The organism is Streptomyces melanogenes (assembly GCF_014649795.1).
In the GTDB taxonomy this organism is placed as follows: Bacteria; Actinomycetota; Actinomycetes; order Streptomycetales; family Streptomycetaceae; genus Streptomyces; species Streptomyces noboritoensis.
In genome coordinates, this window is record NZ_BMTS01000006.1 from 330,447 (window position 1) to 343,833 (window position 13,387).

The following is a 13,387-nucleotide window of genomic DNA, read 5'->3' on the forward strand; positions in this document are numbered from 1 at the left end:
TACTCGCTGTACGCGCCGCGCGGGCCTAGGCAGGAGGGGGGATCAGGCGGTCGCGTTACGCGCCCGGTTGCGAGCGGCACGGCGCTTCATCGCGCGGCGCTCGTCCTCGCTGAGGCCACCCCAGACGCCGGAGTCCTGGCCGGACTCGAGCGCCCACTGCAGGCACTGCTCCATGACGGGGCAGCGGCGGCAGACGGCCTTGGCTTCCTCGATCTGCAGCAGCGCAGGACCGGTGTTGCCGATGGGGAAGAACAGCTCGGGGTCTTCCTCACGACAAACGGCGTTGTGACGCCAGTCCATGGCTGCTACCTCTCTTGGTATTACGTGCGGGTTGCTTGTGAATGTGAACGCTTTCACGAATCCCCCCGCAAGGGAAGGGCCGACTTCCAGTTGGACTGGTTGTGGTCCTGAGTTGAGGAGGGGTTCTGGCTCTCAAGGAGGCCGGTGTTGCGGGCCGTCCCGATCGCCATGTAGAGATTCGCAAACCTCGGCGGCGGATACAACCCCTTCAGGAAAGTTTTTTTTGATTCCTCGGTGTCGACTGGGTCACAGTCGTACTTCTATGGGGTGGGGCCCAGCCCAAACGTTCGAGTTAAAGGACTTTCGGCCCTTCCACTCACACAATCACACGCAGTGCACGGCGTACGCCTGTGAACGTCACGCTCGTACGCAGACCCAGGTGGTCGCCGTCCATCTGGAAGGGCAGCGGGGCCTTGGAATGCAAGGTGAAGTCCGTGAGGTCATGCAGTGAAACCGCGTGCTTGCCGTGGGGACCCTTCTCGGGGGTCGAGGTCAGCAGCTGGGTGGCGTAGCGGGCCGCCGAGGTGGTCGAGAGCCGGGAGAGCGAGAGCACGTCCAGGGCCGTCTCGAAGGACGCCTCCGGGGCCGCGTACACCGGGCGATTGCCCAGGTAGGTCCAGGGGGAGGTGTTGCAGACTATCGACATCACCAGGTCCTCGACCGGGTCCTGGCCCGGGCGCTCCAGGGTGATCGTCCCGTGCCGGCGGTGCTGCTCGGCGAAGAACTGGCGGGCCACCTGGCGGATGTAGAGGCTGTGCGTGGAGCGTCTGCCGCGCTCCCGCTGCTGTTCGACCCGGCCGACGACGCCCGCGTCGAACCCGAGTCCGGCGCAGAACGTGAACCAGCGGTCCGGGACGCCCTCGTCCTCGCTGCCCGGCGTGCCGGCCGCCAGGCCCAGGCTCACCGTGCGGCCGCGTCCCTCGCGCAGGGCGTCCAGCAGTATGCCGGTCGCCTCCACGGGCTCGTTGGGCAGTCCGACCGCGCGCGCGAAGACGTTGGTGGAGCCGCCGGGGACCACCGCGAAGCTCGGCAGGTTCTCCGGGTCGGGGCCGTTGTGCAGCAGACCGTTGACGACCTCGTTGACCGTGCCGTCGCCGCCGAGCGCCACGACCAGGTCGATGTCGTTGCTCTCCGCCGCCCGCCGCCCGAGGTCGCGGGCGTGCCCCCGGTACTCCGTCGTCACGGCCTCCAGCTTCATCTCGCTGGCCAGCGCGTGGATGAGGACATCACGGGTGCGGGCACTGGTGGTGGTAGCCGCCGGGTTGACCACGAGAAGTGCACGCATGGGCGCCAGAGTACCTACCGGGCGGTACCGGGCACAGTCCAGCCCCCTCTCCCCGGCCCCGGAGCGGGGTCCGGCCGAGGGCTACCCTGCTGGGGTGAGTACTGAGCAGCACCCTGACAGCGAGAGCGGCACCGGCACGCCCGAGGGGCCGCGTCCGGGCCGGCTGACCGCGGCCGCCGCGATCGCCGCGATCGAGGGCCTGGCCCTGGTCGGCGGCGGTCTCTTCATGCTCGTGATGGGCCTGATGGGCAAGCCCGACCAGCCCCGCCAGGCCGAGACCGGCGGTGTGACGCTGATCGTCCTCGGGATCATCCCGCTGGTCGCGGCGCGCGGGCTGCTGCTGCGGCGCCGCTGGAGCCGGGGGCCCGCGCTGATCACCCAGATCCTGGCGCTGCCGGTCGCCTGGATGTTCCTGAACGCGGACGGGGCGGCCATCCCGGTGGGGATCGCCACGGCCGCGGTCGCGGTGACCGGACTGGTCCTGCTGGTCAACCCGGCGACCGCCGAGGCGCTCGGCGTACGCGGGGCGGGCGGCTCGCAGGCCCCGTAGGCCCGCGGGGCGCCGCAGGCTCGTGGCCCCCGGACGCCCGCACCGCCTCCGTCGGCCGCGTCCTACTCCTCCACCAGCAGCTTCTCCCGCAGCTGGGCCAGGGTCCTGGCCAGCAGGCGGGAGACGTGCATCTGGGAGATGCCGACCTCCTGCGCGATCTGCGACTGGGTCATGTTCCCGAAGAAGCGCAGCAGCAGGATCCGCTTCTCGCGCGGCGGCAGGTCCTCCAGGAGCGGCTTGAGCGACTCCCGGTACTCGACGCCCTCCAGCGCCTCGTCCTCCGCGCCCAGCGTGTCCGCGACCGCCGGCGACTCGTCGTCGGTGTCCGGGACGTCGAGCGAGAGCGTGGAGTACGCGTTCGCCGACTCCAGGCCCTCCAGGACCTCCTCCTCGGAGATGCCCAGGCGCTCCGCCAGCTCGTGCACCGTGGGCGAGCGGCCGTGCTGCTGGGAGAGCTCGGCCGTGGCCGTGGTGAGGGCCAGGCGCAGCTCCTGGAGGCGGCGCGGCACCCGGACCGCCCAGCCCTTGTCGCGGAAGTGCCGCTTGATCTCGCCGACGACCGTCGGGGTCGCGTACGTCGAGAACTCGACGCCGCGCTCCGGGTCGAACCGGTCGACCGACTTGATCAGGCCGATGGTGGCGACCTGGGTCAGGTCGTCCAGCGGCTCGCCGCGGTTGCGGAACCGCCGGGCCAGGTGCTCGACCAGCGGCAGGTGCATCCGGACCAGCTTGTTGCGCAGCTCGGCCTTCTCCGGCGAGCCGTCCGGAAGCTTGCGCAGCTCGATGAACATCGCCCGCGCCCCGCTGCGGTCCTGCGGATCGTGCTGGTGTTGCGTGTGCTCGATGTGCTCGCTCATGTGGGCCGCCCGCTCTGCCTGCCGCGTCTGCTCCGCCACGGCCCGAAGGCCGTCAAGTCCGTCCACCGGGTGCGGCCGGGCCTGCTGCTCCGGAATACCGACGGAGCGCGGCACCTCCGGGTGCGTCTCGGGGATGCGCCTGTCGTCCCGCACCGGACCGTCCCCGCTCACGCCGGTCCGGGTCCCGCGCCGCGCTGTTTGTACAGGCTGATGGAGACCGTACGGTCGTCGGCGACCGAGGAGTCGACCTTGCCGGCGAGCGCGGAGAGCACCGTCCAGGCGAAGGTGTCGCGCTCGGGGGCCCGGCCGTCCGTGGTCGGGGCCGAGACCGTGACCTCCAGGGAGTCGTCGACGAGGCGGAAGACACAGCTGAGTACGGAGCCGGGGACGGCCTGCTGAAGCAGGATCGCGCAGGCCTCGTCGACCGCGATACGCAGATCCTCGATCTCGTCGAGGGTGAAGTCCAAACGTGCCGCGAGACCGGCCGTGGCCGTACGCAGCACCGACAGGTAGGCACCCGCGGCCGGCAGCCGGACTTCCACGAAGTCCTGATTCCCGGGCTCGCCTGCGATCTGGGACACCCTCACCTCCAAGGTGGCACAAGCTCTCTCGGGCCCCGGCGGAGGGGACGCCTCCGGGGCCATGCGGTACGTAATGCGGTGATCGTGCGTCGTCCACGCGATCGTGGTGCTCGGAAGGGCGACGCTATCGCGATCCATGGTGCCGTGTCGCCGGGACCCCTCCCGGCAGGTGTCACTCATGGTAAGCATATGAGCACGGACAGTGGCTAGAGGTGTGCGGTGCCCAATTGCTGTGAACCGACGCCGGGTTGACGTACCCAGGCCGCGGGCCGTCGAACCGTCCGGATCCTCCTGGCCTCCCGCGTCACACCAGTACGTTGTCCACAAAGCACCAGCGCCAGTCCTCGCCCGCCTCCAGGGTGCGCATCACCGGGTGCCCGGTCTCCTGGTGGTGGGCGGTCGCGTGGCGCATCGGCGAGGAGTCGCAGCAGCCCACATAGCCGCAGACCAGGCACTGCCTCAGCTGGACGTAGTGGGTGCCCGCATCCAGGCACTGCGGGCACGTCTCGGTCAGCGGCGCGGGCTCGGGGCGCGGCAGTTCGGCAACGTGCGGGCACTCGCTCATGATTGCCAGGTTACGACGGTCCGGGTGTGAGGTGGCTGGGATGGACGCGTTGCCGCTGGTGGCACTGGTCGCGGGAAGCGCGGTGGTGGCCGGCGCCGCCCGCCGCACCCCGGTTCCGGCCCCGCTGCTGCTGGTCGCGGCGGGGCTGGCCGCCGCCTATGTGCCGGGCGTGCCGGACTACACGCTCGACCCGCACATCGTGCTGCCCCTGCTGCTCCCGCCGCTGCTGTACACGGCCGCCGTCGACAGCTCGTACCTCGATCTGCGGGCCAATCTGCGGCCCGTCGCGCTGCTCTCGGTCGGTTACGTCCTGTTCGCGACCCTGGCCGTGGGCTGGCTCGCCTATCTGTTGGTGCCCGATCTGCCGCTCACCGCCGCGCTGGTGCTCGGCGCGGTGGTCGCCCCGCCGGACGCGGTCGCGGCCACCGCGATCGCCCGCCGCCTGGGCCTGCCGAGCCGGATCACCACGATCCTCCAGGGCGAGTCGCTGGTGAACGACGCGACCGCGATCACCGCGTACAAGGTGGCGCTCGCGGCGGCGGTCGGGGAGGGGGCGACCTGGGCGGGCGGCGCCGGGGAGTTCGCGCTGGCCTCCCTCGGCGGGATCGGCATCGGGCTCGTCCTGATGGTGCCGATCCAGTGGCTGCGCACGCATCTGACGGAGGCACTGCTCCAGAACACGCTCTCGCTGCTCATCCCGTTCGTGGCGTACGCGGCGGCCGAGCAGGTCGGGGCGTCCGGGGTGCTGGCGGTGGTGGTCGTCGCCCTGCACCTGGGCCACCGCTCCTGGCAGGTGGACTTCGCGACCCGGCTCCAGGAGGCGGCGGTCTGGAAGATGGTCGCCTTCGTCCTGGAGTCGTCGGTGTTCGCGCTGATCGGGCTGCAGCTGCCGGTGGTGCTCAAGGGGCTCGGCGAGTACCGGGTGGGGGAGGCGGTGCTGTACGCGACCGGGGTCTTCGCCGCGGTCGTCGCGATGCGGTTCGTCTGGGTCTTCCCGGCGACGTTCCTGCCGAGGGCGCTCTCGGAGCGGATCCGCACCCGCGAGCCGGACACGGACTGGACGGCGCCGGTGATCGTGGGGTGGGCCGGGATGCGCGGGGTGGTCTCGCTCGCCATCGCCTTCTCGATCCCGATGACCATGCACGACGGCCGCCCCTTCCCGGCCCGGAACCTGGTGCTCTTCCTGACCTTCACCACGGTCATCGCCACCTTGGTGGTGCAGGGGCTGACGCTGCCGCCGCTGATCCGGGCGCTCAAGCTGCCGGGCCGGGACGCGCGGGCCGAGACGCTGGCCGAGGCGCAGGCCCAGAACGAGGCCTCGCTGGCCGCCGAGCGCCGCCTGGACGAGCTCCTGGCGGACGAGGCCAACGCGCTGCCGCCGCCGCTGGCCGACCGGCTGCGCACGGTCATGGAGCGGCGCCGCAACTCCGTGTGGGAGCGCCTCGGCGGGGTGAACGAGGTGACCGGCGAGTCGGCCGACGCCACCTACCGCAGGCTGTCGCGGGAGATGATCGGCGCCGAGCGCGAGGTCTTCGTGCAGCTGCGGGACGCGCGCCGCATCGACGACGAGATGCTCCGCACGCTGCTGCGCAGGCTGGACCTGGAGGAGGCGGCGGCGTACCGGGAGAGCGAGTCGTGACGGCTAGAGCGGCTGACCGGTGACGACGGCGGCGACCGCCGTGCCCTCGGGGAACGCGCCCTCCTCGGCGAGGGTCAGCAGCCCGTACAGCATCTTGGCGACGTAGAGGCGTTCCACGGGCAGCCGGTGGCGGGCCTCGAAGTCGTCGGCGAAGGCGTCGAGTTCGGGGGTCGTACGGGCGTAACCGCCGCAGTGGAAGCGGTCGTCCAGGAACCAGTTGTCCCCGGCCGCCCCGAACGTCTCGTACTGCAACTCCCGTATCTCGCGCGCGAGGAACCCGCCCCGCAGTACCGGGAACCCGAGGGCCCGCTGCCCCGGGGCGAGCCCGGCGGCGAGACCCGCGAGGGTGCCGCCGGTGCCGCAGGCCACCGCCACCACGTCGGCCAGGCCGTGCAGTTCGCGCCCGAGGTCCGTGCACCCGCGCACCGCCAGGGAGTTGCTGCCGCCCTCCGGGACGACGTACGCGTCGTCGCCGCCGAACCGCTCGCGCAGCGCGGCGAGCACCTCCGGCTCGGCCTTGCGCCGGTAGGTGGCGCGGTCCACGAAGTGCAGCCGCATGCCGTCGGCCGCGCACCGGGCGAGCGACGGGTTGAGGGGCCGCTCGGCGAGTTCGTCGCCCCGGACCACACCGACGGTGGGGAAGCCGAGCAGGCGGCCCGCGGCGGCGGTGGCGCGCAGATGGTTGGAGTAGGCGCCGCCGAAGGTCAGCACCGGGCGCCCGGCGGCCGCGCGCAGGTTCAGGGCGAGTTTTCGCCACTTGTTGCCCGGCAGCGCCGGGTGGATCAGATCGTCGCGCTTGAGCAGCAGGCGGACGCCGTGGCGGGTGAAGCGCTCGTCCTCGACCGGTTGCAGGGGCGAAGGGATGCGCGGCCGCAGGGCGTCGGCGAGGTCGAGCGCTTCTTCGGTCACCTGTCCATTGTGACCGGCGCCCTCACTTCAGGCGCTCCTGGACCCGCTCCCGCAGCCAGTCCATGCCGAAGCCGCGCGGGTCGACCTTGCCGGGCTGCCACTCCTTGTGGCCGATCACCGACCGCTCGGTCCAGCCGTAGTGCCGGCAGACGGCCGCCGCGGCCTTCTCGATGGCCAGGAGCTGGGCCGGTGGCCAGTCGTCCTCGCCGTCGCCGAGGTTCTCGCACTCGAACCCGTAGAAGCGCGCGTTGCCGTCGGTGTCGGCTTTGCCGCAGGGCGGCAGGCGTTTCTCGGCGATCACCGCGCGCAGCACGTCGCCGTCGCCCGCGCCGGCGTGGTTGGCGCGGCCGTTGCCGACCAGGTGGACCGTGCCGTCCTTGGTGATCACGCCGTGGCAGAGCGGGCCGGGCAGGCTGTCGTAACCGTCGTAGCAGATGCGAACGGTGGCGGCGGATCCATGGGTGACGGTGTGGTGGATCATCACGCCGTTGAGCGGCCCCCAGGCGCCGTGCCCGGCCCGGTTGTGGGTGCGCCAGCCGTCGACCTCGACGACCCGGAGGCCTTCGGCGCGCAGGGCGGTGAGGAACTGGTCAGCCGACATGGGTGGGGCCATGGCCGACTCCTTCGAGCTTGCGGTGCCCATGGGGCACCTGGTGCGGTTGAGGTGGAATGCTCGCCACCGCTTCTACCGGAACTTCCGTACGGGGGCGATCTGTTCGGACGCTGTGCGAGCCGATCCGGACACAGATCGCCCGATTACGGTCAGTTGTCCGCGAGCCAGAGGTCGGGGCCGAACACCTCGTAGTGGATGTCGGCGGCCGCGACCCCCTGGTCGAGCAGCTGGGTGCGCACCGCCCGCATGAACGGCAGCGGACCGCACAGGTACGCGCGCGTGCCCGGCGCCACCGCGACCGAGGAGAGGTCCACCAGGCCCGTACGGTCAGCGGGGTGGCCCGGCTCGGGCCGCTCGTACCAGAAGTGCGCCGAGGCGCCGGGGAGTTTGGCCGTCAGCGCCGCGTGGTCCTCGCGCAGGGCGTGGTCGGCGGGGGAGCGGTCGCCGTGCACCACGGTCACCGGGGCGCGGTGCCCGGCGCCCGCCAGGTGCTCGAGCATCGACAGCATCGGGGTGCAGCCGATCCCCGCCGAGGCGAGCAGCAGGGGCGTCCCGCCAGTCCCGTCGCTATCGAGGACGGACGTGTCGAGGACGAGGTCGCCGTACGGGGCCGAGACGCGCAGCCGGTCGCCTTCGCGTACGCGCGCGTGCAGGTGGAGCGAGACCTCGCCGTCGGGGTCCGGCCCCTCGCCCCGGACCCGCTTGACCGTGATCGAGCGGGTGGCGGAGCCGGGGGCACCGCTGAGGCTGTACTGGCGTATCTGGCGGGCGCCGTCGGGCAGTTCGACCTGGACCGAGACGTACTGGCCGGGGCGGAAGCCGGGCGCCGGGACGCCGTCGGCGGGCCGCAGCCGGAAGGTGGCCACGTCGGCCGTCTCCTCGGTGCGCCCCTCGACGGTCCACTCGCGCCACACGTCCCCGGCGGCCACGCCCCGCTCGGCGTAGAGCCGGGCCTCGACGGCGATCAGGGCGTTCGCCATCAGCCAGTACACCTCGTCCCAGGCGGCGGCGACCTCGGGCGTGACGGCCTCGCCGAGCACCTCGGCGATGGCCGCGAACAGGTGCTCGTGCACCACGCCGTACTGCTCGGCCGTGACACCGAGCGAGGCGTGCTTGTGGGCGATGCGGCCCAGCATCACGTCGGGGCGCTCGTCCGGGTGGTCCAGGAGGTGGACCGCGAAGGCCGCGATCGACCCGGCGAGCGCCTGCCGCTGGACCCCGGCGGCCTGGTTGCCCCGGTTGAACAGGTCCCGCAGCAGCTCGGGGTGGGCCGCGAACAGCCTGGCGTAGAACCGCTCGGTGACGGCGGGGAGGGCCGCGCCGACGGCGGGCAGGGTGGCGCGTACGGCCGCGGCCGACTTCTCGGACAGCAAGAGAACTCCTTAATTGGAATCTAATACTCGCATTTTGGGCTGTGGAGCAGGGCCGCGAGCGGGCCGACGGTTCCTCAGTCGTCCGTCCGGCGCCCGCCCACGAGCCCGATGAGCAGCGGGCCGGTGGGCGAGGTGACCAGGTCGGCGACGGTGAGGGGGTCCAGGGAGGCGCAGAACGCCTCCTGGGCCCGGCGCAGCGCCCCGCGCAGCCGGCACGCCGAGTTGAGCGGGCACGGCACGGCCCCTTCGCACTCGACCACGTCGCCGGGGCCCTCCAGTTCGCGGACGAGCCCGCCGACCGACGCCCGGCGGCCCGCCGGGGTGAGCGCGAGCCCGCCGCCGCGGCCGCGCCGCGCCTCGACGAGCCCGAGGTGCTGGAGCCTGGCGACCACCTTCGCGGTGTGCGTATAGGGCACCCGCATGGTCTCGGCCACCTCGCGGGTGGTCGGCGGGGCCTCCCGGTCGCCCTCGTCGGCGACGGCTAGACGCATCAGTACGCGAAGCGCCAGGTCCGTGAATCTCGTCAGCCGCATGACGCCAGGCTAGATAACTTGCATATGCCGTGCAAATTTGTGGCCGGAACTGCGAGGGTGCCCCGGCGGGAGTGCGCAACCTGCCCCGCCGAAGGCCCTTCTAGTCCCACTCATTTGTGTAATGGCGCGCGCACGGTCCGTGCTGGAAGGCTGCTCGCGCAGGTCAGCTCATGATCGGAAGATCGAGAGGGAAACACATGTCGGTCGAGGCAGGGCCCGAGAACCGCGCGCAGCAGAGTCTTGGTACCGCAGCCGCGCGGAATCTGGCGACCACCACCAAGTCCGCCCCGCAGATGCAGGAGATCACCTCCCGGTGGCTGCTGCGGATGCTGCCATGGGTCCAGGTGCAGGGCGGTACGTACCGGGTCAACCGGCGACTGAGCTACTCGGTGGGTGACGGCAAGATCACCTTTGTGCAGACCGGCGAGCGGGTCGCCGTCATCCCGGCCGAGCTGGGGGAGCTGCCCGCGCTGCGCGGGTTCACGGACGAGTCCGCGCTGAGTGAGCTGGCGAACCGGTGCGAGCAGCGCGAGTTCGCCGCCGGGGAAGTGCTCGCCGCCCAGGGCGACCCGGTGGACACGGTCTACCTGCTGGCCCACGGCCGCGTGGAGCAGATCGGCACCGGGCCGTACGGGGACGAGGCGGTGCTCGGGGTCCTCGCGGACGGGGCGCACCTGGGCGAGCAGGCACTGGTCTCCGGCGAGGCCACCTGGGACGCCACGGCCCGGGCGGCGACGGCCTGTACGGTCCTGGCGCTCAGCCGCTCCGACGTGCTCAACCTGGCGGAGCGCGCGAGCTCCCTCGGCGAGCACCTCGCGGCGTACGCGCTGATCCCCGAGCAGCGCACCAACAACTACGGCGAAGCGGCGATCGACCTCGCCTCCGGCCACGTCGGCGAGCCGGTCATCCCGCACACGTACGTGGACTACGAGGGCGCGCCCCGCGAGTACGAACTGTCCGTCGCGCAGACCGTCCTGAAGGTCCACAGCAGGGTCGCGGACCTCTACAACCAGCCGATGAACCAGACCGAGCAGCAGTTGCGGCTCACCGTGGAGGCGCTGCGCGAGCGCCAGGAGGACGAGCTCGTCAACAACCGCGAGTTCGGTCTGCTGGCCAACTGCGACTACGGCCAGCGGCTCCAGCCGCACGACGGCGTGCCCAGCCCCGACGACATGGACGAACTGCTCTCCCGGCGGCGCGGCAACAAGTTCTTCCTCGCCCACCCCCGCGCCATCGCCGCCTTCGGGCGCGAGTGCAACAAGCGCGGTCTGGTCCCGGAGAGCATCGAGATCAGCGGCAACCGCATCCCGACCTGGCGCGGTGTGCCGATCTACCCGTGCAACAAGATCCCGGTCAGCGACGCCCGTACGACCTCGATCATCTGCATGCGTACCGGCGAGGCCGAGCAGGGCGTCATCGGGCTCCAGCAGAGCGGCATCCCGGACGAGATCGAGCCGAGCCTGTCGGTGCGGTTCATGGGCATCGACGAGCAGGCGATCATCTCGTACCTGGTCACCGCCTACTACTCGGCCGCGATCCTGGTGCCGGACGCCCTCGGCGTGCTGGAGAACGTGGAAGTGAGCCGCTGGCGCTGACCCCGCAGACCCCGCGCGGGCGGCCGGCGGCACGGGAGGTCCGCCGGCCGCCCGCCCGGAGACCGCGCACCGCACGCGGCGCGTGAACGCGCGCACCGGCCACGACGTATGGAACACCGCGTATGCGAACACCGCGTATGCGAACACCGCGTATCTGACACGGCGAGAGGAATGTCGAGTTGGTCATGGGGGAAGCCGTCGAGGGGCGCGAGGCCGTGGACCTGCTGGAGCAGACCCGGGTGGCGGTCAATCCGCGGCTGCGGAACACGGTGGAGTCGCTGCCGGGCTCGATACGGCGCGTCGCGATGTACCACTTCGGATGGGAGCACGCGGACGGCACCCCGGCCGCCGGGCAGGCGGGCAAGGCGATCCGGCCCGCGCTCGTGCTCGCCGCCGCCGGGGCCCTCGGCGGCGACCCCGACGACGCGCTGCGCGCCGCTGCCGCCGTGGAGCTCGTCCACAACTTCACGCTGCTGCACGACGACGTGATCGACGAGGACGCCACCCGGCGCCACCGGCCCACCGCCTGGACCGTGTTCGGCATCCCCGACGCGATCATCGTCGGGGACGCGCTGCTCGCGCTCGCGCTGCGGCTGCTCGCCGAGGACGGCCACCCCGCGGCCCCGGCCGCCTCGGCCCGGCTCGCGGCCTGTGTGATCGAGCTCTGCGCCGGACAGCAGGCCGACTGCGCCTTCGAACAGCGCGGCCCCCAGGAGGTGTCCCTGGACGAGTGCCTGGACATGGCGATGGCCAAGACCGGGGCGCTCCTCGGCTGCGCCTGCTCGCTGGGGGCGCTGTACGCGGGGGCGGGGCCCGAGGAGGTGGCCGCGCTCGACGCGTTCGGCCGCGAGGCGGGGCTCGCCTTCCAGCTCATCGACGATCTGATCGGCATCTGGGGCGACCCCGGCCGTACCGGCAAACCGGCCGGTGCCGATCTCGCCTCGCACAAGAAGTCGCTGCCGGTGGTGGCCGCCCTGACCTCGGGCACTCCGGCGGCGGCCGAACTCGCCGAGCTGTACCGGGGCCCGATGGGGGCGGCCGCGGTGCGGCGGGCGGCGGGGGCGGTGGACCGGGCGGGCGGCCGCGACTGGGCGCAGATCCACGCGGCCGACCGGATGGCCAGGGCGGTGGACCAGCTGTCCCGGGCGGTCCCGGACCTGGCGGCGGCGGGCGACCTGCTGGCCCTGGCGGAGTTCGTGACCCGGCGCTCGCGCTGACGGGGGCCCGAGGGGGGGAGGGGACGAGGCGCCCCGGGGCTGCTTCCGGGGCACCTCGTCCCCTGACTCGGAGAGAGACAACTCTAGGATCGTTCCGATCAGTTGAGGATGACCGGAACGCGACAAGGGTGGCCGACATGGGTACGGGACCGGACACGGGCATACGGCGGGTCGAGCGGGACGACGACAAGGCGGTGGAGACGGCCGTGCGCCTCCTCGACGAGGCGTTCCAGAACGACCCGGTGAGCAGCTGGGTCTTCCCGGACCCGGCGCACCGCCGCGAGGTGCACCGCCACCTCATGCGCGCCTTCCTGGAGATCTCGCTCGCCGAGGGCCACGTCGACCTCGCGGCGGACGGCACGGCGACGGCCCTGTGGATCGACGTCCCGGCCGAGCCGGCGGACGGCGACGAGGACGGCCCGGCGCAGCTGCGGGCCGCCGTCGACCCGGACAACGAGCGCGTCGAGCTGATCGGACGGCTCACCGGGTCCGTCCATCCGCACGGCCGGGCGCACGCGTATCTGCTGCTGATCGCGGTCGCCCCGGACCGCCAGGGACAGGGCGGCGGGGCCGCGTTGATCGCGTCCGTCCTGGAGCGGTGCGACCGGGAGGGCCTGCCCGCCTATCTGGAGGCGAGCAGCGCGCGCAGCTCCCGGCTGTACGAGCGGCTCGGCTTCGCGCACCTCGGGGAGCCGCTGCGACTGCCGGACGGCCCGCTGATGTACCCGATGTGGCGCGAACCGCGCGGCTGAAACGATTCGCCGCTGTACGGGGCCGGGTCCGGGGGTCAGCTCCCGAGCACCCGGTCCACGACCATCTGCACCAGCCGCTCGGCCGTGCCCTCGTCCTCGCCGAGCACGCCCGGCAGCGTGAGGTGCTCGACCAGCAGCCCGGTCATGGCGAAGTAGAGCAGCCTTACGGTGTCCGCGTCGCCCGGCAGCCCGGCCTCCAGATGGAACGCGATGTTCGCCTCCAGGTCGGCGCGGACCGCACCCGTCAGCGCCTCCCGCAGCTCCGGCCTGCGGGTGGCCTCAAGGCGCAGCTCCAGCATCGCGAGGTAGCCGGTGCGCTCCTTGACGATCCGCCGCAGCAGCCAGTGCATCAGCGAGGCGACCAGCTCCCGCGACGGCGCCGGCCGCATCGCCTCGCTCACCTCGGCCGGATCCGGTGTCATCCGTACGTGGATGTGCCGGCCCGCCTGGGTGAACAGGTCGTCCCTGCTCGTGAAGTAGTTGGAGGCGGTGCCGGGCGGCACCTTGGCCTCGCTGTCGACGGCGCGAAAGGTCAGCCCGCGCGCTCCCTCACGCGCCAGCACCTCGATCGCCGCGTCCACGAGTGCGGTTCTGCGTTCCGGGTTCCTGACCATCCGA

At 72.2% G+C, this 13,387-nt stretch carries 15 protein-coding genes; 5 read left to right on the forward strand and 10 right to left on the reverse strand.

The annotated features are described in order from the left end of the window. Window positions 1-42 precede the first annotated feature (42 nt). A complete protein-coding gene (locus IE252_RS16125; RefSeq protein ID WP_004937597.1) occupies window positions 43-300 on the reverse strand; it encodes a WhiB family transcriptional regulator in 258 nt (85 codons plus the stop codon). Between the two features lie 316 nt (window positions 301-616). Beyond that, window positions 617-1,585, reverse strand: coding sequence for a diacylglycerol/lipid kinase family protein (locus IE252_RS16130; protein WP_190090072.1), 969 nt, complete (start codon window positions 1,583-1,585; stop codon window positions 617-619). A gap of 94 nt (window positions 1,586-1,679) precedes the next feature. On the opposite strand from IE252_RS16130, the gene IE252_RS16135 reads away from it, so the two are divergent. Continuing rightward, window positions 1,680-2,135 carry a hypothetical protein gene (locus IE252_RS16135; protein ID WP_190090073.1) on the forward strand — a complete coding sequence of 152 codons (456 nt, stop codon included), beginning with the start codon at window positions 1,680-1,682 and terminating at the stop codon, window positions 2,133-2,135. A 62-nt stretch (window positions 2,136-2,197) separates the two neighbouring features. Here the strand turns inward: IE252_RS16135 and IE252_RS16140 are convergent, their stop codons facing one another. The 3 genes from IE252_RS16140 to IE252_RS16150 form a co-directional block, all read right to left on the reverse strand. Further along, entirely contained in the window at window positions 2,198-3,145 is a 948-nt protein-coding gene (locus IE252_RS16140; RefSeq protein ID WP_229848424.1) for an RNA polymerase sigma factor SigF, read from the reverse strand. A 14-nt stretch (window positions 3,146-3,159) separates the two neighbouring features. Then, window positions 3,160-3,573: an ATP-binding protein gene (locus tag IE252_RS16145; protein WP_067163834.1), complete on the reverse strand. Its 414-nt coding sequence runs from the start codon at window positions 3,571-3,573 to the stop codon at window positions 3,160-3,162. Window positions 3,574-3,877: 304 nt separating this feature from the next. After that, a complete protein-coding gene (locus IE252_RS16150; RefSeq protein WP_190090074.1) occupies window positions 3,878-4,138 on the reverse strand; it encodes a UBP-type zinc finger domain-containing protein in 261 nt (86 codons plus the stop codon). 40 nt (window positions 4,139-4,178) lie between these two features. Between IE252_RS16150 and IE252_RS16155 the strand changes: the two genes are divergently transcribed. Continuing rightward, a complete protein-coding gene (locus IE252_RS16155; RefSeq protein WP_190090075.1) occupies window positions 4,179-5,777 on the forward strand; it encodes a Na+/H+ antiporter in 1,599 nt (532 codons plus the stop codon). 3 nt (window positions 5,778-5,780) lie between these two features. Here IE252_RS16155 and IE252_RS16160 read toward each other — a convergent pair whose 3' ends face one another. From IE252_RS16160 to IE252_RS16175, 4 genes are all read right to left on the reverse strand, one after another. After that, window positions 5,781-6,686 (reverse strand): 1-aminocyclopropane-1-carboxylate deaminase/D-cysteine desulfhydrase, encoded by a 906-nt coding sequence (locus IE252_RS16160; RefSeq protein ID WP_190090076.1) that lies wholly within the window; start codon window positions 6,684-6,686, stop codon window positions 5,781-5,783. 22 nt (window positions 6,687-6,708) lie between these two features. Further along, the gene (locus IE252_RS16165) at window positions 6,709-7,299 is read right to left on the reverse strand and encodes an N-acetylmuramoyl-L-alanine amidase (protein ID WP_190090077.1); all 591 of its coding nucleotides are present in this window, start codon (window positions 7,297-7,299) and stop codon (window positions 6,709-6,711) included. A gap of 149 nt (window positions 7,300-7,448) precedes the next feature. Continuing rightward, on the reverse strand, window positions 7,449-8,672 hold the full coding sequence (locus tag IE252_RS16170; RefSeq protein WP_190090078.1) for a globin domain-containing protein: 1,224 nt from the start codon (window positions 8,670-8,672) through the stop codon (window positions 7,449-7,451). A 74-nt stretch (window positions 8,673-8,746) separates the two neighbouring features. Continuing rightward, window positions 8,747-9,205, reverse strand: coding sequence for an RrF2 family transcriptional regulator (locus IE252_RS16175; RefSeq protein WP_190090079.1), 459 nt, complete (start codon window positions 9,203-9,205; stop codon window positions 8,747-8,749). 197 nt (window positions 9,206-9,402) lie between these two features. On the opposite strand from IE252_RS16175, the gene IE252_RS16180 reads away from it, so the two are divergent. From IE252_RS16180 to IE252_RS16190, 3 genes are all read left to right on the forward strand, one after another. Then, window positions 9,403-10,800, forward strand: a complete 1,398-nt coding sequence (locus IE252_RS16180) for a family 2B encapsulin nanocompartment shell protein (RefSeq protein WP_190090080.1) — start codon at window positions 9,403-9,405, stop codon at window positions 10,798-10,800. A gap of 185 nt (window positions 10,801-10,985) precedes the next feature. Continuing rightward, entirely contained in the window at window positions 10,986-12,017 is a 1,032-nt protein-coding gene (locus IE252_RS16185; protein WP_190090081.1) for a family 2 encapsulin nanocompartment cargo protein polyprenyl transferase, read from the forward strand. A 137-nt stretch (window positions 12,018-12,154) separates the two neighbouring features. Continuing rightward, a complete protein-coding gene (locus tag IE252_RS16190; RefSeq protein ID WP_190090082.1) occupies window positions 12,155-12,769 on the forward strand; it encodes a GNAT family N-acetyltransferase in 615 nt (204 codons plus the stop codon). 35 nt (window positions 12,770-12,804) lie between these two features. Here IE252_RS16190 and IE252_RS16195 read toward each other — a convergent pair whose 3' ends face one another. Continuing rightward, entirely contained in the window at window positions 12,805-13,383 is a 579-nt protein-coding gene (locus tag IE252_RS16195; RefSeq protein WP_190090083.1) for a TetR/AcrR family transcriptional regulator, read from the reverse strand. Window positions 13,384-13,387 lie beyond the last annotated feature (4 nt).